The organism is Nitratidesulfovibrio vulgaris str. Hildenborough, assembly GCF_000195755.1.
Taxonomy (GTDB): Bacteria; Desulfobacterota; Desulfovibrionia; order Desulfovibrionales; family Desulfovibrionaceae; genus Nitratidesulfovibrio; species Nitratidesulfovibrio vulgaris.
Genome location: NC_002937.3, coordinates 893,448 through 915,575 on the forward strand (window position 1 = coordinate 893,448; position 22,128 = coordinate 915,575).

At 63.6% G+C, this 22,128-nt stretch carries 16 protein-coding genes and 1 tRNA gene; 2 read left to right on the forward strand and 15 right to left on the reverse strand.

What is annotated here, in order from left to right:
- Nucleotides 1-2: 2 nt before the first annotated feature.
- From gatA to DVU_RS03855, 8 genes are all read right to left on the reverse strand, one after another.
- Nucleotides 3-1,472: an Asp-tRNA(Asn)/Glu-tRNA(Gln) amidotransferase subunit GatA gene (gene gatA, locus DVU_RS03820; RefSeq protein WP_010938109.1), complete on the reverse strand. Its 1,470-nt coding sequence runs from the start codon at nt 1,470-1,472 to the stop codon at nt 3-5.
- Between the two features lie 21 nt (nt 1,473-1,493).
- Entirely contained in the window at nt 1,494-1,778 is a 285-nt protein-coding gene (gatC, locus tag DVU_RS03825) for an Asp-tRNA(Asn)/Glu-tRNA(Gln) amidotransferase subunit GatC (RefSeq protein WP_010938110.1), read from the reverse strand.
- 19 nt (nt 1,779-1,797) lie between these two features.
- Nucleotides 1,798-3,753, reverse strand: a complete 1,956-nt coding sequence (locus DVU_RS03830) for a penicillin-binding protein activator (protein WP_014524277.1) — start codon at nt 3,751-3,753, stop codon at nt 1,798-1,800.
- Nucleotides 3,754-3,917: 164 nt separating this feature from the next.
- Nucleotides 3,918-5,828 carry a molecular chaperone DnaK gene (gene dnaK, locus DVU_RS03835; RefSeq protein WP_010938112.1) on the reverse strand — a complete coding sequence of 637 codons (1,911 nt, stop codon included), beginning with the start codon at nt 5,826-5,828 and terminating at the stop codon, nt 3,918-3,920.
- A gap of 218 nt (nt 5,829-6,046) precedes the next feature.
- Entirely contained in the window at nt 6,047-6,622 is a 576-nt protein-coding gene (locus tag DVU_RS03840) for a nucleotide exchange factor GrpE (protein WP_010938113.1), read from the reverse strand.
- 265 nt (nt 6,623-6,887) lie between these two features.
- Nucleotides 6,888-7,955, reverse strand: a complete 1,068-nt coding sequence (hrcA, locus tag DVU_RS03845) for a heat-inducible transcriptional repressor HrcA (protein ID WP_010938114.1) — start codon at nt 7,953-7,955, stop codon at nt 6,888-6,890.
- A gap of 132 nt (nt 7,956-8,087) precedes the next feature.
- Nucleotides 8,088-8,573 (reverse strand): peroxiredoxin, encoded by a 486-nt coding sequence (locus tag DVU_RS03850; protein ID WP_010938115.1) that lies wholly within the window; start codon nt 8,571-8,573, stop codon nt 8,088-8,090.
- Between the two features lie 184 nt (nt 8,574-8,757).
- Nucleotides 8,758-10,863, reverse strand: coding sequence for an AsmA family protein (locus DVU_RS03855; RefSeq protein ID WP_010938116.1), 2,106 nt, complete (start codon nt 10,861-10,863; stop codon nt 8,758-8,760).
- Between the two features lie 153 nt (nt 10,864-11,016).
- On the opposite strand from DVU_RS03855, the gene DVU_RS03860 reads away from it, so the two are divergent.
- Nucleotides 11,017-12,648, forward strand: coding sequence for a cobyric acid synthase (locus DVU_RS03860; RefSeq protein WP_010938117.1), 1,632 nt, complete (start codon nt 11,017-11,019; stop codon nt 12,646-12,648).
- 62 nt (nt 12,649-12,710) lie between these two features.
- On the opposite strand, the gene DVU_RS03865 is transcribed toward DVU_RS03860, so the two are convergent.
- Nucleotides 12,711-13,178 (reverse strand): hypothetical protein, encoded by a 468-nt coding sequence (locus DVU_RS03865; protein ID WP_010938118.1) that lies wholly within the window; start codon nt 13,176-13,178, stop codon nt 12,711-12,713.
- 202 nt (nt 13,179-13,380) lie between these two features.
- On the opposite strand from DVU_RS03865, the gene DVU_RS03870 reads away from it, so the two are divergent.
- Entirely contained in the window at nt 13,381-15,129 is a 1,749-nt protein-coding gene (locus DVU_RS03870) for a fused MFS/spermidine synthase (RefSeq protein ID WP_010938119.1), read from the forward strand.
- A 313-nt stretch (nt 15,130-15,442) separates the two neighbouring features.
- Here the strand turns inward: DVU_RS03870 and DVU_RS03875 are convergent, their stop codons facing one another.
- The 6 genes from DVU_RS03875 to secA all read right to left on the reverse strand — a co-directional run bounded on the left by DVU_RS03875 (nt 15,443) and on the right by secA (nt 22,099).
- Nucleotides 15,443-16,060, reverse strand: a complete 618-nt coding sequence (locus tag DVU_RS03875) for a flavodoxin family protein (RefSeq protein ID WP_010938120.1) — start codon at nt 16,058-16,060, stop codon at nt 15,443-15,445.
- Between the two features lie 403 nt (nt 16,061-16,463).
- The gene (locus tag DVU_RS03880) at nt 16,464-17,063 is read right to left on the reverse strand and encodes a FlgO family outer membrane protein (RefSeq protein WP_010938122.1); all 600 of its coding nucleotides are present in this window, start codon (nt 17,061-17,063) and stop codon (nt 16,464-16,466) included.
- Nucleotides 17,064-17,074: 11 nt separating this feature from the next.
- A complete protein-coding gene (locus tag DVU_RS03885) occupies nt 17,075-17,764 on the reverse strand; it encodes a hypothetical protein (protein ID WP_014524278.1) in 690 nt (229 codons plus the stop codon).
- Between the two features lie 122 nt (nt 17,765-17,886).
- Nucleotides 17,887-17,981 (reverse strand) — tRNA-Ser (locus DVU_RS03890).
- A gap of 156 nt (nt 17,982-18,137) precedes the next feature.
- Nucleotides 18,138-19,319: a bifunctional glutamate N-acetyltransferase/amino-acid acetyltransferase ArgJ gene (argJ, locus tag DVU_RS03895; protein WP_010938124.1), complete on the reverse strand. Its 1,182-nt coding sequence runs from the start codon at nt 19,317-19,319 to the stop codon at nt 18,138-18,140.
- A gap of 278 nt (nt 19,320-19,597) precedes the next feature.
- The gene (gene secA / locus DVU_RS03900) at nt 19,598-22,099 is read right to left on the reverse strand and encodes a preprotein translocase subunit SecA (RefSeq protein WP_010938126.1); all 2,502 of its coding nucleotides are present in this window, start codon (nt 22,097-22,099) and stop codon (nt 19,598-19,600) included.
- Between the last annotated feature and the right edge of the window lie 29 nt (nt 22,100-22,128).

Sequence of the window (22,128 nt, forward strand, 5' to 3'; positions counted from 1 at the left end):
GTCTAGCGCAGTCCTGCGGGAGACCCGAGGGGCGGCAGGGCACGCGAGAGCACATTGCCCACTGATAGCAGGGTCGCTTCGTCGAACGACCGGCCCAGCAGTTGGATGCCCACGGGCATACCGCTTTCGGTGCCAAGGCCCACCGGAAGCGACAGGCCGGGAAGCCCGGCGAGGTTCAGCGACAGGGTGAAGACGTCCATGAGGTACATCTGCAACGGGTCTGCGGTGAGGGCGCCAAGAGGCCATGCGGTGACGGGCGAGACCGGGCCGCATATGACATCACACGTGGCGAAGGCGTTGCGGTAGTCTTCGAGGATGCGCCGTCGTACCTGCGCTGCCTTGCGGTAATAGGCATCGTAGTAGCCCGAAGAGAGTACGTACGTGCCGAGCATGATACGCCGCTGCACTTCGTCGCCCAGTCCTTCCGAACGGGAGCGGACGTACAGGTCCATGAGGTCTTCGGGGGCGTGGGCGCGCTTGCCGTACCGTACGCCGTCGTATCGGGCGAGGTTCGAACTGGCTTCGGCGGAGGCCACGATGTAGTAGGCCGCGATGCTCTGCGGGGTATGGGGAAGTGCCACGTCGACGATGGTCGCGCCAAGGTCGCGGGCTGCATCGAGTGCGGCACGGCACGAGGTCGCCACTTCGGGGGAGAGGCCTTCGCCCCAGAATTCGGCGGGTACGCCGATACGGACGCCCGCAAGGTCGTGGCGGGAGGCGAGGGCGGCTGCGAAGTCCTCTACAGGACGGTCTGCGCAGGTCGAGTCGCGCTTGTCATGCCCGGCGATGACGCCCATGACGATGGCGGCGTCTTCGACGGTGCGGGTCATGGGGCCTATCTGGTCGAGTGACGAGCCGTAGGCGATGAGGCCGTAGCGCGACACGCGCCCGTAGGTGGGCTTGAGCCCCACGCAGCCGCACAGCGAGGCAGGCTGGCGGATGGAACCGCCGGTATCGGTGCCGAGGCTGGCGAAGCATTGCCCCGCCGCGACACTCGCCGCCGAACCGCCGCTGGAACCGCCGGGGACGCGTGCGGTGTCCCACGGGTTGCGGGTGGGCTTGTAGGCCGAATTCTCGGTGGAGGAGCCCATGGCGAACTCGTCCATGTTGTTCTTGCCGAGGATGATGGCACCGGCTTCGCGCAGGCGCTGTACGGCGAAGGCGTCATAGAACGGGACGAAATCTTCGAGTATCCGCGACCCGGCTGTGGTGGGGGTTCCTGCCGTCGTCAGGGCGTCCTTGACGGTGACGGGCACGCCCCAGAGAGGACGCGAGGCATCAGGCCCGGCGGCGTCGAGGGCGCGGGCTTCTTCAATCGCTGCTTCGGCGCGGAGGTGCAGCAGGGCGTCGATTCTCGGTTCTGTCGTCTCGATGCGGGCAAGGCAGTCCAGAACGGCGTCTTCGGCGCGGACTTCACGTCGGGCAAGGGCGTCGCGGATGGCGGCGAGCGAAAGCGTATGCAGTGCGGACATGTGGTGCTTCTCGGAAAAGGGCTAGACGATGCGGGGCACGACGAAGAACTGTCCGTCGGATTCCGGGGCGTTGGCGAGGAGTTCTTCACGGGTGCAATGGGTATGCACCTCGTCGGCGCGCAATACCGTACCATGTTCGGACGGGCTGTAGAGCGGCTCGACATCCGTGGTGTCGACGGCACCCAGCATGTCCATGTAGTCGAGGATGTCGCCGAATTGTCCGGCGAACCGTTCGAGTCGTGCCTCGTCGAGGTCGAGTCGCGCAAGGCGTGCGATGGTGGCGACCTGTTCCTTGGATATCTTCATGGCGTCTCCGTGATGCCTGCTACTGTCTGGGGGCTGCTGCCGCCCGTGCGCGCTGGTCGTGGCGTTCGCGGACGCGTTCGTAGCGTTCCTTGAACGTGCCGGGGGCGACGGGTTCGAAGCCGGTTTCGGTCGGCGTGAAAAGAAAGAGGTCCTGCGAGGCCCTGCCGTCGGTGGACCAGTGCATGGGGGCGATGCTCCACGACATGGCCTGCCCCCGTGTCAGTGCCGCATTGACGGAGGCGGGGGTCCAGCCGTCCTGAACGCCGAGGCGCGAGGCAAGGCGGACGAAGTCGTAGCCGAGGCCGACCCATGCGTCAGGTTCTTCAAGGCCAGCCTGCCGCAAGGCATCGGCCAGCGCCATTCCGGCGGAGGTTGGGGTGGTGGGGTTCCATGCGCCGGGGAAGACGGCAAGGCCGAAGTTGTGCACATCGACCTTCTTTTGCCCTGCGAGTCCCTGTTCCCACAGGGCGGTTCCCAGCAGCACCTGCCGGTCTTCGCCATGGTAGAAGAGGTTGGGGACAAGGGCCTCCATGTGCTTCCACCCATCAGGCAGGAAGACGGCACGGAAGGTGGCACTGGGTACGGGATAGTCGTTGACCTTGCGTGCGCCCACGAATGAGGCCGCCACGGCGTTCCACTCCTCTGGGCGCGACGGTGGGTACGAGGTGGAACGCTGCACGCTGCCGCCGTGCTGGGCCACCTTGTCGGCAAAGAGTTGGGCCATGCGTCGCCCGTATGCCTCGTCAGGGTAGAGTGCGGCATAGGAGGTGATGCCAAGGTCATCTCCGGTGAAGCGCAACAGCGCAGTCACCTGGTCTTCGGGGCTTGTGAAGAAGCGCCATGCGATGCGGCCTTCCTCCCCTTCGTCGAGTTGCGGTACGAAGGCGAAGAACGCGCGCTTCTGGGTGATGCCACGGTCGCGTACCTGCGTGAAGGACGTGGTGCGCAACGGGCCTCCGACCACGGCGCAGGTGGCAGGCAGGGCTTCAAGCTGTGAAAGCCAGTCGGCCGATTCGGTGTTGAGGACGCGCACCTCCGTGTCCTGCCCGCTGCGGGCGAGTTCCCACTGGGCGGAGGATGCGCCGCGCGCCACCTTCCAGCCGATGGCCCCGAAGGGGCCCGACATGGGCAGGGCGAGGGCGACGCAACGCGCGGGTGCCGTGTCGCCGCCCGAGGAGAGAAGCGAACCGAGCAACTGCGGGTCTTCGAACTTCGCACTGCGTTGCAGGCGGGCGAGCACATCGGCTGCGCTGCCGCCCCCTCCGGGTGCGGCGACGAGGCGGCGTGCCTGTTCCAGCAATATGACATTGTAAGGGTAGTTCCCTTCGTTCTCCGGGGTGACCGCGGCACGCAGCTTCTGCATGGTGGCAGGGTCGGTGCGGGCCATCTCGTCGTAAAGCCGGTTCTCCAGTGCTGCGCGCCATGTGGGGGTGGCCTGTGCGTACAGGTCGGAGAGGGTCTTGAGCGACGCCGCCGGGGCATCGTGTTCCCACTGGCGGGTGGCAAGCAGCAGACCCGCCTGCGCACGAAGCGCCCACGGGCGAGAGGTGTCACCGTAGACGGCGCCTGCGCGGCGTATGGCGTCTTCGCGCGGGAGTTGCCCTATGGCGGCGTACCACGTGTCCTGCCACTCGGCCGTGCCGTCGGCACCGGGCTGCAAGGCACGCCAGCGTTGCAGGCTGTCGAGGGCCACATGGGGGTGGCGATTGGCTGCGGCTGCGGCGGCATGGTAACGCCACGCTTCGCGCTGCTGCTCTTCCGGCAGTCCCGGCGTGTTGGCAAGCAACCCGTAGGCGCGTTCCGCTGCGGGCATGTCGCCCTTCTTCCATGCCTCGGCTGCCTGCTGCTGCAAGGGCACACCCGGCGAGACGGGGGTCGCCGGGGTGGCAGGCACAGGGCGCGTCTGCGAGGTGGGAGGAAAGACGATGGACTTGCGCTGCCCGCACGCCGTCAGGGAAAGGGCGAGTGCGAGCATCAGGACTACCGCAGGGCGACGACCCGCCGGGCGGGTTGCCGTGGACATGGCGTGTGGCATGGTATTCATGGGGCACCGTTGCAGGAAAAAGGCCTGACTCGCCACAAGGGCGAATCAGGCCAAGGTACTCGTTGTGTCTTGCTATTGCAAGAGTATGAGTCGGTCTACTTCTTCACTTCGGTGTAGTCGGCGTCGACCACGTCGTCGTCCTGCTTGCGTGCGCCAGCATCGCCCTCGGGCTGGGCACCCGCTTCGGGGCCACCGGCTTGCGCCTGCTGCTTGTACAGCTGTTCCGCGAGCTTGTGCGATGCCTGGGCGAGTTCGTCGGAGGCCTTCTTGATGGCGTCCACGTCTTCGCTTTCGAGCAGGCCGCGCAGGGCGGTCACCTTGGTCTCGATGTCGGCCTTGAGGGCGGCGTCGAGCTTGTCGCCGAGGTCGCGTATGGACTTCTCGGTGCCGTAGATGAGGCCGTCGGCCTGATTACGGGCTTCGATGAGTTCCTGCTTCTTCTTGTCGTCATCGGCATGGGCCTCGGCTTCCTTCACCAGTCTCTGAATCTCGTCCTCGGAGAGGCCGGAGGAGGCGGTGATGCGGATGGACTGCTCCTTGCCGGTGCCAAGGTCCTTGGCGGCGACGTTGACGATGCCGTTGGCGTCGATGTCGAAGGAGACCTCGATCTGCGGCACGCCGCGCATCGCCGGGGGAATGCCGGTGAGTTCGAAGCGGCCCAGCGTCATGTTGTCGCTGGCCATGGGGCGTTCACCCTGCAGGACATGGATGGACACCGAGGGCTGGTTGTCGGCCGCAGTGGTGAACGTCTGGCTCTTGCGGGTGGGGATGGTGGTGTTGCGCTCGATGAGACGGGTGAACACGCCGCCCAGGGTCTCGATGCCGAGAGAGAGCGGGGTGACGTCGAGCAGCAGCACGTCCTTCACGTCACCGGCGAGGATGCCGCCCTGGATGGCTGCACCCATGGCGACCACTTCGTCGGGGTTGACCGAGCGGTTGGGCTCCTTGCCGAAGAACTCGGACACGCGCTTCTGCACCAGAGGCATACGGGTCATGCCACCCACGAGAACCACTTCGTCGATCTGCGCGGCGGTGAGGCCGGCGTCGGCAAGGGCCTTGCGGCAGGGCTCGACGGTGCGCTCGACGAGGTCTTCGACGAGCTTCTCGAGCTTGGCGCGCGAGAGCTTCATCATCAGGTGCTTGGGGCCGGTCTGGTCGGCGGTGATGAAGGGCAGGTTGACCTCGGTCTCCATGGAGGTGGAGAGGTCCTTCTTGGCCTTCTCCGCGGCTTCCTTGAGGCGCTGCAGGGCCATGCGGTCGCGCGCGAGGTCGATGCCGCCGTTCTCGCGACGGAACTCGTCGACGAGGTAGGAGATGATGCGCTGGTCGAAGTCTTCACCGCCGAGGAAGGTGTCGCCGTTGGTGGCGCGTACTTCGACGACGTTGTCACCCACTTCGAGGATGGAGATGTCGAACGTGCCGCCGCCGAGGTCGAACACCGCGATCTTTTCGTTGGCCTTGCGGTCGAAACCGTAGGCAAGCGAAGCTGCGGTGGGCTCGTTGATGATGCGCTTCACGTCGAGACCGGCGATGCGGCCTGCATCCTTGGTCGCCTGACGCTGTGCGTCGTTGAAGTAGGCGGGCACGGTGATGACGGCCTCGGTGACGGTCTCGCCAAGGTAGGCTTCTGCGTCCGCCTTGAGCTTGCCGAGGATCATGGCCGAGATTTCGGGGGCGCTGTAGGGACGGCCCTGTACTTCGACGGCTGCGTCACCATTGGCACCGGCGACGATGCGGTAGGGGCTGTGCTCCTTCCAGCGACCCACTTCGGGGGCGTCGCCACGGCGACCCATCAGGCGCTTCACGGCAAAGACCGTGCGCTCGGGGTTGGTGACAGCCTGACGCTTGGCGATGTCGCCGACGAGGCGTTCCTTGTCGGTGAAAGCCACGACGGAAGGCGTGGTGCGACCGCCCTCGGGGTTGGTGATGCACTTGGGATCCTTGCCCTCCATCACGTATACACAGGAGTTGGTGGTCCCGAGGTCGATACCGATGATCTTGCCCATGCGAAAGTCCTCCTCATGAATGGATGGCTGCATGTCGCGCATCCACGTTGTGTGCTGGGCAGAATGGTAAGTCCGTTGTGGCGGTCGTCCAGTGGGGGAATGCGTTTTTTTTCGTCGAACACCCTGCCTGAACACGCGAAACGCCGGAAGGACGCGGTCTGCATCCCTCCGGCGCAGGAAAGGCCGAAGTCTGGAAAGGCTAAAAAAGAGAGGGAGTTCTAACCCGGAGTACGGCTGACGGTGACCTTGGCGGGACGCAGCAGGCGTTCCTTGAGGCGGTAGCCCTTCATCATGACGGTCGCCACGTGGTCGGCGGGCATGTCACCACGGTCTTCGTGGCTCATGGCCTCGTGCAGTTCGGGGGTGAACGGTTCACCAGCTTCGCCCACGGCTTCCAGACCATGCCTGCCGAGGGCCTCAAGCAGAAGCTTGCGGGTCATCTCGACACCCACCAGCATGTTGCGGCATTCGGCGGAACCCTGACCGTACTGGAGTGCTAGGTCGAGGTTGTCGAGCGTGGGCAGCAGGTCTGCAAGCACGGTCTCTGCGGCGTAGCGCACCTGCTCGTCCTTTTCGCGCTGAAGCCGCTTCTTGGTGTTCTCAAGGTCTGCCAGCGCCCTCAGTCGCTGTTCGTCGGCCTGCGCCTTCTCGGGGCAGACCGGGCATATGTGTTCGCGACAGAGGGGGAGCAGGTCGCCGGGTATGTTTTCGCCCGCGCTGGTCGCCGTCCCGCTGGTGGTGGCGGCGGCTTCGAAGGCCGCAGCATCGTCAGGCGTCGTCGTATCTCTGGACATGTCGCGTCGTTCTCCTTGGCTATGATGCTTGCGCCTCCGCCGTGCGGTTTCGCAGGGCCGGAGGCGAATGAAGCCGGTGTGCACCGCTACGAGGCGGGTACCGTCTTGAAATCTTGTCGTGCGCGCCTTCCGCGATGCTCCGGGGCCGATGCGGAAGAACGCCTGCCGTCGTTCACGCCTTCAACGCGCTGCCGGGCAACCATGCTTCTGGCAGGACGGGCGGTTTGCCGTGTCTTTCTGCACGGTCGAGCAAGCCTGCCCGTGCCTACCCAGTCGCGAACCGTTCGCGCAGCAGTTGCGTCAGCACTCGCGAGACGGCCCCCACAAGGGGCAGTACCTTCCGGTAGTCCATGCGTACCGGGCCGATGACGCCGATGACCCCGAGCGGCGAGGCGCCGCCGTAAGGGGCGCTCACCATGCTGCAGCCGCGAAGTCCGTCCGGTGCCCTTCGCTGTGCCCCACCGCTGACATCGTCGGGGTAGAAGGTCACATGCACGTCGTCTTCGAGGATGGTCCTGTCCAGCAGTTCCAGCAGGCGGCTGCGTTCTTCGAGGGCGTCCATGAGTTCGCGCATCCTGCCCAGTTCGGCGAATTCCGCCTGGTCGAGGATGTTGCGCGTGCCGTTGACGTAGAGTTCACGGTCGTCGTCGATGGAGTCGAGGGCGAGACTGCCCAGCGCAAGTGCCTGTGCGCACATGGCCTCGAGCTGTGCCCCGCCGCCGGAAAGTTCGTGGTGGATGCTGTTGCGTATGCCCGAAAGGGTGTGCCCCCGGTAGTGGGCGTTGATGTAGTTGCCGAAGCGGACAAGTTCGTCGGACCCGAAGTGCGTGTCATCGCGTACAAGGCGCGTCCGCACCATGCCCCCTTCGAGGACGAGGACGGCGAGGACGAGCCCCTCCCCTGCGGGGACGAAGTCGAGGCTGCGCAGGCGTGCCTCTGCCGGGCCGGGAGCCAATACCATGGACACCTGACGTGCATGCTCCGACACGAGGTTGCTGGCACGCCGTAACAGTGCCCCTACCTCGGGTTCGTGCCCGTGAAGAGCCTCGACCATGTGCAGGGGGGCTTCGTCGCGTCGGGCGGACTGGCGCAGCAGGGCATCGACATACAGCCTGAACGCCTTGGGGGTGGGAATGCGCCCTGCGGAGGTGTGCGGCTGTTCGAGGAAGCCCATGTCGGTGAGGTCGGACATGGTGTTGCGCATACTCGCCGGAGACAGTGCAAGGCCCGAACGCCGCGACACCGTGCGTGAGCCTACGGGCGCAGCACTGGTGATGTAGCTTTCGATGATGGTGGTCAGGACGTGTGTCTCGCGTGAACCGAGGGCGCTCATGGCCGTTCTCCGTGCAGATGGCAGATTCCCCGAAGTGTCATGACGGGTAACAACGGGGTCGGGTGCTGTCAAGTGACCCGAGTGCAACACGCTGGACATGCAGCACTTTTACGTCGCGTCCGGCGAATGGCGTCAACGCTGTACAAGGTCGGCGAGGGTCGAGAGCACATCCTCGGCGTGTCCTTCGAGTTTGACGGGCGACCAGACATGGCGCACCACCCCCTCGGGGTCGACGAGCAGCGTGGTGCGCACGATACCGAGCGATTCCTTGCCGTAGAGTCTCTTCATCTGAAGCACTCCATAGTGTTCGGCAACGCTCCGGTCTCGGTCGCTGAGCAGCGTGACGCCAAGGGAATGCTTCGCCGCGAAGTTGCACAGGGTCTTGGGGGTGTCGGGACTGATGCCCACCACTGTGGCACCCAATGCCGTGAAGTCTGGGAGGACGGACGTGAACTCGACCCCCTCGCGCGTGCAGCCGGGGGTGTTGGCGCGAGGGTAGAAGTAGAGCACCAGCCACGTGCCAAGCCACGAGGCAAGCGTCCGTTGCGTCCCTTGCGCGTCGTCAAGCGAGAAGGGAGGGGCCGGTCTGTCCGTCAGGTCGATGGGGCGCATCTGCATGGTGAACCCTCGTTGCGGGATGGGGATATGATGTGTCCGTCCAAAGGGATGGGCATGCACATCTTGTCACGCGCAGTGCCCTGCCTGTCAAGTCGGCTGCCCTCGCAAGCCGATGGGCTGTCTGTGGTGGCTGACGTAGCTGGCAGAAGACAGGCCGGGTCGGGCAGTTGCCGGACACCTGCCGTCAGGGAAGCAGGTTGCGTAATACGTCTCCCAAGCCCTGTACGGCCTTGCCGCCCGCTTCCGCCGGTTTTTCGATGACCTTCACGGCTTCCTTGAGGGTGTTGACCACCATGCGCGCGGGGTCGACGCCATATTGCGGGTCGGAGAGTCGGCCGTGGATGCGTATGGGGATGTCGGGCAACCCTTTGAGATGCAGTGTTGCCATGTAGCCGATGTTGTCGCCGGGAAGGTCGATGATGCCTTTCGCTTCGGCATTGGCCGAAGGTCCGCGCACCACGAGGTCGTCGTTGCGGATGACTCCCTTGTCGGCTTCGAAGGTGCCGGTCAAAAGGTCGAAACGCTTGGCGTCGGTCTTGCCCTGCGTAGCAGATGCATCCTTGGGCACGGCGTCTCCCTCATGAAGGACGATATCCCGCGCCACCAGACGTGCCCTGCCGGAGAGGGTGCGCATGATGTCGGACGTGCCTGTGCCTGCTGCACGGGTGTCACCTTTGACATCGGCCTTGGCGTCGAACGTGCGCTTTCCGGTAAGCGCCGCGACGAGGGCGCCCGCATCGACGCCGCTGGCATCCACCGTGAGGGCATAGGAGGGCATGTCGGTGCGGATGTCGACCGATGCCTTGCCCCGGGTCGGCCCGCCGTAGAGACGGCACTGGAGAGGCGATGCGGTGAAGAGGCCTGCCTTCGCCGTCAGGCGGGTGGCGATGTCATGCATCACGAAGCCGGAGACGGACAGGCGGGTGCAGGAGATGTCCATGTCGAGATGCATCTTGCGCAACGTAGCGAGGACGGTGTCATCCTTCGTGGCGGCAGGTTTGCCGGAGGCCTTGTCCGAGGTGGGGGATGCTGGCGGGGCATCTGCTTTGGGCTGGTCTGAAGGAGGGCCCGAGGCCGTGCCGGACGACTTCATCTTGTGCGCATCCTTGCCGGGGAGGTAACGGTCGATGTCGATGTCACCAAGGGCCACGGTCCCTTTCACAGGGGTGTCGCCCGAAAGCGGAATCAGGACGTCGCCTTTGAACGTGGTGCTGTCGATGCGGGCGTCCATGCCGGAGAGTTGCAGCTTTTGCCCTGCGACGTTGACATCGCCTTTGGCTGTGGCCTTATCCAGCGCGTCTGTCGCACGGGTGTCAAGAAGAATGCCGAATGCAGCCAGGCCTTTGCGGGGAGAGCCTTCTAGGGCGAAGGACAAGGACGCCTCGCGGGCTGCGGAGAGGCTGCCGTCGACGGTCGCCGTCATGAAGGGGGCTGTCAGGTTCATTCCCTCAATGGTCAGTCTCGCCGGTTGCCCCTCCTTCGCCGGGATGATGTTCAGCCGTCCGCGAAGCTGCGTCTGACCGACGGCTGCGGGAATGACCCCCGAGTGCGGGGTGATGGCGAGGGGGGCCAGTTCGAGGCTCACGCTGCCGTCGGCGCGGGGGGTCACCGTAGCGTCGAGGGCAAGCCCCGTGGAGAAGGTCGGTCGTTCCCCCGCAAGCACCAGCGAAAGGCCTACAGCGGCTTTCCCTTCTGCATCGAAGTCGGCGACGAAGTCGATGTCGCGAGCCCGTATGCTCTCGCCTGTGGCGATGTCGCGCAGGGATAGTGTGGCGTCGGCCAGTTCGAGGCGTTGCAGAGAAAAGGCGGGCCGGGGCACGTCCGGCATGGCGGAGGGGGTTGCGCCGGAATCCTTCTCTGAAGGGACGGGGGGGGGGATGGGGCGGCCTGCCGGAGGCGTCCAGTTGCCGTTACCGTCAGCGTCCCGCACGAGGTTGATGTGCAAGCCTTCAAGGCGGATATGGTCGAACTCCATTCTGCGGCTGAAGAGCGGGATGATGCGCAGACTTGCGTCCGCCTTGCCGATGGTCAGGAGGGGAGAGGCGTCGGCGAAGCCTTCGGGCGGCGCCACGGCGAGCCCTTCGAAATCCACGGCGAGTCTGGGCCACAGGCCCAGTGTCACGGGGCCCGAGATGGAGACGGAGCGTCCTGTCACCTCGGCAAGCGCTGTTGCGGCGCGGTTTCGCAGGGCTTCGGGGTCGAATGCCAGCCGGGCGGCCATCACCACGAAGAGGATGATGGCGATGATGGCTGCGAAGGTGAAGAGGGCGAAGCGCATGAGGCGGGGCATGACATTCTCCGTATGACCCGCGGCAGGCACGGGGTTGGCGGTATGATGGCAGGATAGGGGAGGCTGCGCCAGCATGCAAGCGTGGTTCTTGCAAGGTGGCAGCGGCGGACCTGGGTTCTGGCGTGGCGGCGGGTTTCAGGGTACACCGCTGCCATGAAATCCCCCACTCCGGCCCTCATGCTGCAAGGCACAAGTTCCAACGCCGGCAAGAGCATCCTCACGGCGGCGTTCTGCCGCATCCTCTTGCAGGACGGCTACCGCGTCGCCCCGTTCAAGGCCCAGAACATGGCACTCAACTCGCACGTCACGGCTGACGGCCTTGAACTGGGTCGGGCGCAGGCCGTGCAGGCCGCGGCATGTCGTCTCGATGTGGACGTGCGCATGAACCCCGTACTGCTCAAACCCAATTCGGACACAGGTTCGCAGGTCGTCGTCATGGGGCGCCCCGTGGGGAACATGCGCGTGCGCGAATACATGGCCTACAAGCCGGTGGCCTTCGACGCTGCGCGCGCGGCCTACGACAGCCTTGCCGCCGACGTGGACGTGATGGTGCTCGAAGGGGCCGGAAGCCCGGCTGAAGTGAATCTCAAGGCCCACGATATCGTGAACATGGCCATGGCACGCCACGCAGAGGCCAAGGTCCTGCTGGTGGGCGACATCGACCGCGGGGGGGTCTTCGCTTCACTGGTGGGGACGATGGAACTGCTCGACCCGTGGGAACGCGACCTCGTGGCGGGGTTCGTGCTCAACAAGTTCAGGGGGGACGCCACGCTGCTGTCGCCGGCGTATGATGTGGTGACCGGGCGCACGGGCAAGCCCTTTCTCGGTGTCGTGCCGTGGCTGCACGACCTCGGGCTGCCGGATGAGGATTCCGTCTCCTTCCGTGAGACGCTGGCAGGCAGGGCACCTGACGTGCCAGCCGGAGGCGGGATGCTGGACATCGTTCTCGTCGACCTGCCGCACATAAGCAACTTCACCGACCTCGACGCACTACGGCGTGAACCCGATGTGGCGGTACGGGTCGTCCGTTCGCCCGAACAACTGGGTAGCCCCGACGCCATCATCCTTCCGGGCAGCAAGAACACGCTGGGCGACCTCGCGGCGTTGCGCTCACGAGGCATGGCCGAGGCCCTTTGCGCGTTGCGCAGTGCTGAAGGGGGGCATCTCGGGCCAGTCATCGTCGGCATCTGCGGTGGGTTCCAGATGATGGGACGGTTTCTTGCCGACCCGCAGGGTGTGGAATCGGACCATGCCTGCACGGAGGCAGGGCTGGGCCTTCTGCCCGTGACGACGGAGATGGGCAGTGCCAAGGTGCTGCGCCGTACCAGTGCCAAGACCGTCTCAGGCTGGTGCGGTGCTGGCGTGGCGGCGGGGTTGATGCCCGGAACGGGCGGCGGGCACGGTGGTGCGGAGGTATGCCCCGGCGAGGGCTACGCCGTCCATGGCTACGAGATTCATCACGGCGTCACGACGCCTGACGCGGGAGGGGGCGCCGTCCTCGTCTGCCTGCACGAGTCGGACGGCAGCCCGGCAGGGTGGACGACACCTGACGGGCAGGTGTGGGGAACCTACCTGCATGGCGTGTTCGACGCCGATGGCTTCAGGCGCGGCTGGCTGGACGCACTGCGTGTCAGGCGGGGGCTTGAACCGGTCGGTCGCGTCGTGGCGCGCTACGACCTCGACCCGGCACTCGACAGGCTTGCCGACGTGGTTCGCGAGGCGGTCGACATGGGGCACATCTACAGCGTGCTTGGGTTGTCCCCGAAAGGCCGAAGACAGACGTAGAGACATGCCGCGTGTCGGAAAAGGGACGCGGACTTGTGGCGCCATCCGCGTCCCCGGTCGGACTACTGCTTGAATGTATCGAGTTTTTTTGCGATGTCGTCCGCGCTCTTGCGCAGAATGCTGCCGATATCCTGCATGACGAGGCGGGCGCGGAACAGGTTGAGTTGCAGCGTGTCGGTGAAGCCGAGGACATTCGAGCCTTCCGGCAGGGCCGTACCGCCTTCCGACAGTGCAGCGTGAACCAGTCTGCCATCCTGCACCACGAAGACGGTGGTGTCGCGCATGACTCCCGTATGTTCCTTGCGGATGTCGAGCGTGAGCACCACGCCCTCCCCCCTGCGCTCCTTGTTCGTGATGGTGCCTATGCTGCCGTCGGCCATGTAGACATTGTCATCGGCGAGGGCGGGCACGGTATCGAAGACAACCTTGTAGGGATGTTCGAAGAATCCGAGAAATGCGTGGGAGACGCCTGGTACGGCGAGCAAGGTGAGCAGTACGGCCATGCCGCAGATGGCGTGGAATCGTTGCATGTATCCTCCGGTTACTTTCATGGAAGAGGAAGATACGCGAAAGAGGCCTTGCGTAGCAAGATGCGTATGTATTTCTCGGCAACGGGGGACTCTACTCCATAATAAGCTGTGACTGTTGTGCTTTTGCACGAGCGCTGATAGCGGGGAGAAAGGCGTGCGGCATCCGCCCGTTGCGCCTTCCTTCTGCGAGAGAGGTGCGGCTATGCTGGAACTGGTCGTCTTCGTCAGCGGTGCCCTTGTGATGGTTCTCGAAATGGTCGGGGCAAGGGTGCTGGCCCCGCATCTCGGCACGTCGGTCATCGTCTGGACGAGTCTCATCGGCGTGGTGCTGGCGTGTCTGGCTGCGGGGGCGTGGCTAGGCGGACGGCTTGCCGACAGGGCCGTGTCAGAGCGCGCACTTGCGCGCATTCTGGCAGCAGCGGGTGCTGGCACCCTTCTGACGGCCCTGCTGCACGGCATCGTGGGCGAGGCCATATCAGAGAGGGTTCCCGACCTCAGGGCGGGAGCGGTCGTTGCCGCCATCATCCTTTTCGGAGGGCCCGCCACCCTCTTCGGCATGGTCGGCCCGTATGTGGCACGGCTGAGGCTTGCCGACATGCGCACTGCCGGGGCGACCGTGGGCAGGCTTTCCGCCCTTTCGACGGCGGGCAGCATCGTCGGCACCTTTCTTGGCGGTTTCGTACTGGTTTCGTACTTCGGTAGCACCCACATCCTTCTGGGGACGGGAGGTGGGATGGTCGCGCTGTCGCTCATGGCGTGTCGCAGCCGTCCCGCAGCACGGCTGCTCCTGCTTTGCGGGGTTGGCGCCTTGTTGTGGGCTACGGCGTCGTATGCGGCCTATGCGGAAGAAGCCACGGGGATACGCGTCGTGGAGACGCCGTACAACCACATTCGCGTCTACGAGGGGCTCATGCCCGACGGGCTGCGGCTGCGATGCCTCGCCACTGACCCTGGGCGGATGCAGTCGGCCATGTATCCCGACAGGCCCGATGAACTGGCGTTGCCCTATACCCGTTTCTTCGCGCTGGGGCCGTTGCTGGTGCCCGATGCTTCGAAGGTGCTGATGCTCGGAGGCGGGGCCTTCTCGGTGCCGCGCTGGCTTCTTGCCGGTGGTGGCGGGCTCGATGCGTCGCGCCTTTCCGTCGATGTGGTCGAACTCGACCCCGGCATGACGGCGGAGGCCCGCCGTTCGTTCGGCCTGACGGACGACCCGAGATTGCGTGTCTTCCATGAGGATGCGCGGGTCTTCTGCAATCGCAACCGGGAAAGGTACGACCTTGTCCTTGTGGATGTGTTCGGTTCACACTACACGGTGCCCTTTCATGCGGGCACCGTAGAGGCTGCGCGTACCCTTCGGGCCGTGACACGCGATGACGGTGTGCTGCTCATGAACGTCATCGCCGCCATGGATGGGGTCGACGGACGACTCTTTCGCGCCATCCGTGGGGCACTCGCCGCCCATTTCGCCGAGGTGCATGTCTTCGCCGTGCGTGACAGCGAAGACCGGCACGGCGTGCAGAATCTCATGCTGCTTGCCCTGCCGGTGCCGCGGCCGGATTTCGCCCCGTACCTTGCGGACGTAGGTGAGCGAATCCGACATGCCGGGACGCCCACTGCGGCGGCGCGCGACGAGGTTCCCCATACGGGCGGGAACGGCATGGCGACCGTTTCCGGTGGCGTGGTGCCGGATGCCGCGATGCCGGATGCTGCGATGCCGGATGCTGCGATGCCGGATGCTGCGATTCCGGATGCCGCGATGCCGGACGGCGTCATGTTGGACAGCACCTCGGCATCCAGCCCGCATCCCGTCACGCATTTACCCGTCACAGACGTGGAGATGGTGCGACTTCTCGCCTCGCGTGTGCGCGCCCTGTCTCCGGACGACACACCGCCCCTGCGGGATGATTTCGCACCGGTTGAGCGGTACGCACTGGGGTTGTTGCGCAGGTAGGCGGAATAGGAGGCATAGGGAGAGTGGGCGTGCCCGTTGTGGCGCGTTCGCAACCGTTCTCATGCCATGCTCGACGCATCTGGTCGCGTGACATGTGCCACCCTAATTGTTGTCTGTACGGGGGAGGGGCTGCGCATTCCGGGCGTCACGCGGGTGGGCGATTGCCCGCCAGATGCGCCTGATGACGTCTGAAAGGACGGGGGCACGGCGACATGCCTTGCCCGGACAAGATGGGCACGAATCGACACGGAGGGCACCGGAAAATCTGGGCCCTCCGTGTTGTCGGAAGATAGGCCGGAGCATTCCGATGGTGCTACTCTGCGGGCGGGCGCACTCCAAGGGGGTAGGCGTCGCGGTGGGGGGCCGTGGCCTTGCCCAGCCAGTCGATGACCTTGCCGAGATGATCCATGTTCGCCATGGCCTCGGCATCGGATTCAACCTCGCCCTTGTCTCGCCCATAGCCGAGATTCCAGTAGATGGAACCGGGCACCAGCATCTGTGACATGAGGAACATGTGGTTGATGGTGTCATAGACGTGGGTCGCGCCGCCGCGCCGGGCTACGACCACTGCTGCGCCAATCTTGCCGCGGAAGGCCGTTCCGTTGGCGATGGCGACAAGTCCCGAACGGTCGAGGACGGCCTTGAGTTCAGCGGTGACGTCGGTGAAGTAGGTCGGCGAACCGAGGATGAGCGCATCGGCACGCAACATCTTTTCCATGACGTCGTTGAACTTGTCCTTGGTCACCGCGCAGCGACCGTCCTTGTTCTCGAAACACTTGTAGCAGGCGATGCAGCCACGGATGTTGCGTCCGCCGACCTGCACGAGTTCAGTCTCCCAGCCTGCGGCGGCGAGTGGTTCGAGAGCCTTGTTGAGCATGATTTCGGTGTTGCCGCCCTTGCGCGGGCTGCCGTTGATAGCCAGTGCGTACATGGTCGCTCCTTGCTGTGCTTGGCTTCGCAGGGCTTTCCCGGTGTCTGCCGGAAGTGACCCACGCCAAAGCCGGGTGTGCGATGCGTGGCGGAGACGTGCCCGACACAGTGCCATAGTAACGCTACCGTGCCGACAATCAAGAACTGACAGAAAAGTGGGTCGGTACCCTTTTGGTGCCTGATGTCTGCCGATGGCCCCGCACTGCCTGCGGGAAAGGCTTGGGCACCGGGGCGGTCTGGCAGGGTGCATCTTCTGCGGGCACACAAAAAGGGTCACGGTTTGCACCGTGACCCTTCGTGTTCTGGCGGAGAGGGTTCTCGCTGGGGGGGACTCTGATTGCACACCCTTCAATTGATTCTGCTCAAGTATCATTTATACCAAAGGCTGAACTACTTGGTCTGGGCTACCACTCTTGAACGGGGGAAACGATAGGCGTGTTCTGCACGGAATAGTCACATGACGAGATGATGGTGCTGTCATCGCTACGGACTATGCGCGAAGATATGTAGATTTTTTCATGTACAGTGCTGTGTCTAGCAGCACTTGATCTCACGGATGCATATGTTCCAACTACGACGGCTGCTGCATTATGCATTCTGCTGATTTCCTTGACGTCGCGGCTGAGCATGAACTCGCCTTTGCCCTCCTGCATAAAAATAGAGCTTTGGCGTAGCTTCAACTCAACAATTTTGTAGCCGCGTTGAGAAAGGCGTGACCCTACATGTTCGGCAATCATTCTTCCAAATGATGAGGATTCAGATAGATTGTTAACATTCACAAAGCTTGCAACGATGATAGGCTGGTCCTTGGAAAGAGGGAGCCGCAGATTGGCATCAAGGTCATTGGCGATGGCGTAACCGGCTTCCACATAGTCGCTGCCAAGTTCGTAAGGATTCTTTGCCTGCTGTTGTGTTTGTGGTGCACATGCTGTGCTGCATACAATAAAAGAGAGAGAAGTGACGAGTGCTAGCATTCGCAGAGGACGGGAAAAGGATGTTTTCATGGATTTCTCCCTTAATTGCTGACAACACGTAGTTCTTTGCTCGGAAGAATGACAGGGGCTTCCCATGGAACCTTACGTTCCCAGTACTGGTTCTTGTCGGCCCTGTTAATGTAGTACACAGCAATGAAATTGCGCTGAAGCAAACCATTGCTCTTGGCTACAATGCCAATGATGAGTTCAGTGTCTGTTGTCGACATGGTATCCCATTGAGATCCAGCATGGACACCTTCGACTGCTAAACCACTTAGTATCAATATAGTGTCAAGGCTGTCGTGCCATGTCGCATCGTTATGTGTGTAGTAATGTACTCCTGCAAGACCAAGGCCTGCAAGAAGTAGGCTTGTTCCCGGGAACGGAGCATTGTGAGGGCGTGGACCTTGGTGTTCGACAATCTGCGTTCCCCAAGTAACCTCCATGGCGTTTTCCGGTGTCGGGCTAATTGGGTAGCCGCGCAGTAGGGCTTCATGGCGAACGAATTGCGAGAACGCAGTTCCAAAAGTGGATTTGTCATCCTGTGCCACATAAACAAGGGTTCCAGCAGTGAGTTTCAAGCCATCTACCACTGTAGCTGCAAGCTCGCGCCAATGTTCGGCTGCTTCGAGTCGTTGCTGACTTGAAAACGTATGGCTAACGGGTTTGGGAACCCGAGAACATCCGAAAATGCACAAGGAGAGAAATAGTAATGCAGCTATTCTCAGCATGATAGCCTCCTCTATTTTTTTGTCCGAATATCAAATCTCGCTACAAAGTATATTATTATTTCGTGAATATTGCTCGAAAAACACAAAAAGGGCCACGGTTTGCACCGTGACCCTTCGTGTTCTGGCGGAGAGGGAGGGATTCGAACCCTCGATAGAGGTTTATGCCCCTATACCCGCTTAGCAGGCGAGCTCCTTCGGCCGACTCGGACACCTCTCCAGAATGCATGTTGCGAACGTGCCGCACATGCGAGATTGGCTTCCTACCTGATGCCGTGCCGGGTGTCAACACACTATGCCATAAAGTGTGAAGACGGCGTGTTAGCCTAGGCGGGCTTCGGCGGTTCGCCTCCGACAGCGTGCAGAAGCGTGACTGCTACGAACGGTAGTCGGCGTTGCAGTTCACGTAGTCGTGCGTCAGGTCGGAGGCGAGAAGTTCGTAGTGCCCCGTCCCTGCGCCGAGTTCGATGTCTACGGTGACGTCGCGTCCCTTGAGTGGTTCGCGCAGCAGCGTGTCGAAGTCGAGGTCGGTGGGTTGTCCGTTGCGGAAGAGTTCAACACCGCACAGGGTCACCACCACGTCTTCAGCCTTGAAGGAGGCGCCGGAACGACCTACGGCGGCCACGATGCGGCCCCAGTTGGCATCGCGCCCGTACATGGCCGTCTTGACCAGTTGCGAATGACCGACCGTGCGCGCCACAGCTTCGGCCTCTGCGTCGTCGACCGCGCCGGAGACCTTCACGCGCATGACCTTGGTGGCACCTTCACCATCCTGCACCAGCATGTAGGCGAGTCGGGCGAGAACGTCGGTCAGCGCCTCGCCGAGTTTGGCAAGGTCTTCGCCTTCGACGGTGACTCCGCTGGCACCGTTGGCAAGGCCGAAGACCGTGTCGTTGGTGCTGGTGTCGCCGTCGACGGTGACACGGTTGAAGGTACGGTCCACCGCGTCGAGGAACAGCCTCTGCCATGCTTCCGGGGTGACGGCGGCGTCACACAGCACGACAGAGAGCATGGTCGCCATGTTGGGGCATATCATGCCCGCCCCCTTGGCCATGCCCACGAGACGCACCGTGGTACCGGCGATGGCAAGTTCGCGTTCGGCGACCTTGGGGAAGGCGTCGGTGGTCATGATGGCACGGGCGAAGTCGTGGTGGGTGTTCTGCCCGAGGGCGGCTGCAAGACGCGGCGCGGCCTCGCGCCACTTGTCCATGTGCAGCTGCGCACCGATGACGCCCGTTGATGCCGGAAGCACTTCTGCGGCGGGGATGCCACATGCCTTGCCCACGAGGTCGAGGGTGGTGCGGCAGTTGGTCATGCCCTCGTCGCCGGTGCAGGCGTTGGCCTGACCGGAGTTGATGACAACGGCGCGCGCGACGGGGCGTGCGGAGAGATTCTCACGCGCCACGACCACTGGGGCTGCCTGAAACCGATTGGTGGTGAAGACGCCTGCCGCCGTGGCGGGCGTGTCGCTGACGATGAGGGCGAGGTCGGGGCGGGCTTCCTTGCGAAAGCCTGCGGATACCGTGGCGAAGCGGAAACCCTTGGGTGATGCGGACATGGTGCCCTCGTTCAGGCGCGTTGAGGATATGGGGCTGGCGGCGGCACGCGCCGCCCGGTTTCTCTGCCGTACTCCATGGAAGAGACAGCCGGAGACGTGGACAATGCCGTGTCCGGCATCGCGTACAAGGAAAGGGCGGCACGGTGTCCCGCGCCGCCCTCTTCATGGCGTACTGTATGGTTCCGGCTGGTCTTCATCGCGGGGCGTCTGATGAGTAGCCCGCGAACGACCTCTCGTCAATTTTGCATATGTGCCTTGTGGCTTCAAGCCTCATCAGGCTACGCGCCACAGCACTTCTTGTATTTGCGACCGCTGCCGCAGGGGCACAGGTCGTTGCGCCCCACCTTGGGGTCTTCACGATGCGGCTGTGCAGGGCCCGCTTCGGCCTCGCCGCCCGAATAGGCGACGGCTGCCGGCTGTTCCTTGTGGCGGAAGGCCTCCTCTTCCACTCGCTGCACCCGCAACCGGGTGAGTGAACGGAACACGCCTTCCTTGATGCGGAAGAGCATCTCCTGGAACATGGCGAAGCCTTCGCGCTTGTATTCCAGTTTGGGGTCGCGCTGTCCGTAGCCGCGCAGCCCGATGCCGTCGCGCAGGTGGTCCATGTTGCGCAGGTGTTCCTTCCAGCAGCGGTCGAGTTCTTCAAGCATGAAGTAGCGGATGATGTCGCGGTACGACTCTCCCGTGTCCTCGCGCAGTTCATGCAGGATGGAAAGGACGGCGGCGCGGGCCTCGTCACGGGTGGGCAGCGCGGGGGCGGGCTGCATCACGCGGGTGATGTTGCAGACATCGGCAAGGCGTCCCCACACGGCGGCCACGGTGTCTGCACTGGGGGCTTCGCCGCCTTCGGCAGGCGCGTAGACGTCCTCGAGCACGTCGTCGAGGAACTCCTCCATGGTGGGGCCGAGGTCGGGCGCGCTCATGGCGTCGCGGCGCAGGGTGTAGATGACCTCGCGCTGCTGGTTCATGACGTTGTCGTAGTCGAGCAGCGTCTTGCGTATCTCGAAGTTGTGGCCTTCGACGCGCTTCTGGGCGTTCTCGATGGCACGGCTGACCATGCGCGCTTCGATGGGTTCGCCTTCCTCCATGCCGAGTTTCTCCATGAGGCCGGAGATGCGCTCGGAACCGAAGAGGCGCATGAGGTCGTCTTCAAGCGAAAGGTAGAAGCGCGACGAACCGGGGTCGCCCTGACGGCCTGAACGGCCGCGCAACTGGTTGTCGATGCGGCGGCTTTCGTGGCGTTCGGTGCCGAGGATGTGCAGGCCGCCCAACTCGCGCACGCCTTCACCGAGCACGATGTCGGTGCCGCGACCGGCCATGTTGGTGGCGATGGTCACGTGACCGCGCTGACCGGCCAAAGCAACGATCTCCGCTTCCTTCTCGTGGTGTTTGGCGTTGAGCACGCTGTGCGGCACGCCGGTCTTCTTGAGCATGGTGGAGAGCAGTTCGGAGGTCTCGATGGAGATGGTGCCCACCAGCACCGGCTGCCCCGCCTTGTGCAATTCGGCGATGGCCTGCGCTATGGCGTCGTACTTCTCGCGCTTGGTCCGGTAGATGGCGTCGGCGAAGTCCTTGCGCTGCATGGGCTTGTTGGTGGGGATGGAGACCACCTCGAGCGAGTATATCTGATGGAACTCCACCGCCTCGGTGTCGGCGGTACCCGTCATGCCCGCGAGTTTGGCGTACATGCGGAAGTAGTTCTGGAAGGTGATGCTCGCCAGCGTCTGGTTCTCGGCTTCGATCTTCACCGCTTCCTTGGCTTCAAGGGCCTGATGGAGGCCGTCGCTGAAACGGCGTCCGGGCATGAGGCGGCCGGTGAACTCGTCGACGATGACCACCTGTCCTTCCTTGACGATGTAGTCCACGTCGCGGCGGAAGAGGTTGTGCGCCTTGAGCGCCTGCATCAGGTGGTGCTGGGTGGTGATGTTGCCGGGGTCGTAGAGGTTGTCGATGCCCACAAGCTTTTCGCAGAAGGCCACGCCTTCGTCGGTGAGCATGGCCGTTCGCGCCTTCTCGTCCACTGTGAAGTGGGTGTCGCGCGTGAGCTTGCGGACGATTTCGTCCATATGGCGGTACAGCCCGGTGGATTCTTCCGACGCACCGGAGATGATGAGCGGGGTTCGCGCTTCGTCGATGAGGATGGAGTCCACTTCGTCGACGATGGCGAAGTTGTGACCGCGCTGCACCAGCTGTTCGGCGTAGAACTTCATGTTGTCGCGCAGGTAGTCGAAGCCGAACTCGTTGTTGGTGCCGTAGGTGATGTCGGCGCCGTAGGCGGCCTTGCGCTGTTCGTCATCGAGACCGTGCACGATGACACCGACGGATAGGCCGAGGAAGTTGTACAGTTGCCCCATCCATGCGGCGTCGCGCTTGGCGAGGTAGTCGTTGACGGTGACGACGTGCACGCCCTTGCCGGTGAGCGCATTGAGCACCACGGGCAGCGTGGCGACCAGCGTCTTGCCTTCACCGGTCTTCATCTCGGCAATCTTGCCGTGATGCAGCGCCATGCCGCCCACAAGCTGGACGTCGAAGTGGCGCATGTTGAACACGCGCTTGCCCGCCTCACGGACGAGTGCGAACACTTCGGGCAGCATGTCGTCGAGTTTGCGCCCTTCTTCCACCTGCTGGCGGTATTCGGCGATGCGGACGGGGAAATCCTCGTCGCGGAGGGACTGCATCTGCGGTTCGAGGGCGTTGATGGCGGCGACGATGGGGCGAAGGCGTTTGATGTAGCGGTCGTTCTTGGAACCGAAGACCTTCTTGAAGAGGAAACCGAGCATGTATTCTCCCGGAGAGTGGCAGTATGGCG

Bases quoted from the DNA above. Each gene is read 5' to 3' on its own strand.
- gatA (WP_010938109.1), bottom strand. From the start codon at position 1,472: ATGTCCGCACTGCATACGCTTTCGCTCGCCGCCATCCGCGACGCCCTT.
- secA (WP_010938126.1), bottom strand. From the start codon at position 22,099: ATGCTCGGTTTCCTCTTCAAGAAGGTCTTCGGTTCCAAGAACGACCGC.
- dnaK (WP_010938112.1), bottom strand. From the start codon at position 5,828: ATGGGCAAGATCATCGGTATCGACCTCGGGACCACCAACTCCTGTGTA.
- argJ (WP_010938124.1), bottom strand. From the start codon at position 19,319: ATGTCCGCATCACCCAAGGGTTTCCGCTTCGCCACGGTATCCGCAGGC.
- DVU_RS03870 (WP_010938119.1), top strand. From the start codon at position 13,381: ATGCTGGAACTGGTCGTCTTCGTCAGCGGTGCCCTTGTGATGGTTCTC.
- DVU_RS03880 (WP_010938122.1), bottom strand. From the start codon at position 17,063: ATGAAAACATCCTTTTCCCGTCCTCTGCGAATGCTAGCACTCGTCACT.
- DVU_RS03830 (WP_014524277.1), bottom strand. From the start codon at position 3,753: ATGCTCGCACTCGCCCTTTCCCTGACGGCGTGCGGGCAGCGCAAGTCC.
- DVU_RS03860 (WP_010938117.1), top strand. From the start codon at position 11,017: ATGAAATCCCCCACTCCGGCCCTCATGCTGCAAGGCACAAGTTCCAAC.
- hrcA (WP_010938114.1), bottom strand. From the start codon at position 7,955: ATGAGCGCCCTCGGTTCACGCGAGACACACGTCCTGACCACCATCATC.
- DVU_RS03850 (WP_010938115.1), bottom strand. From the start codon at position 8,573: ATGCAGATGCGCCCCATCGACCTGACGGACAGACCGGCCCCTCCCTTC.
- DVU_RS03865 (WP_010938118.1), bottom strand. From the start codon at position 13,178: ATGCAACGATTCCACGCCATCTGCGGCATGGCCGTACTGCTCACCTTG.
- DVU_RS03855 (WP_010938116.1), bottom strand. From the start codon at position 10,863: ATGCCCCGCCTCATGCGCTTCGCCCTCTTCACCTTCGCAGCCATCATC.
- DVU_RS03885 (WP_014524278.1), bottom strand. From the start codon at position 17,764: ATGCTGAGAATAGCTGCATTACTATTTCTCTCCTTGTGCATTTTCGGA.
- gatC (WP_010938110.1), bottom strand. From the start codon at position 1,778: ATGAAGATATCCAAGGAACAGGTCGCCACCATCGCACGCCTTGCGCGA.
- DVU_RS03840 (WP_010938113.1), bottom strand. From the start codon at position 6,622: ATGTCCAGAGATACGACGACGCCTGACGATGCTGCGGCCTTCGAAGCC.
- DVU_RS03875 (WP_010938120.1), bottom strand. From the start codon at position 16,060: ATGTACGCACTGGCTATCAACGGCAGCCCGCGCAAGGGCGGCAACACC.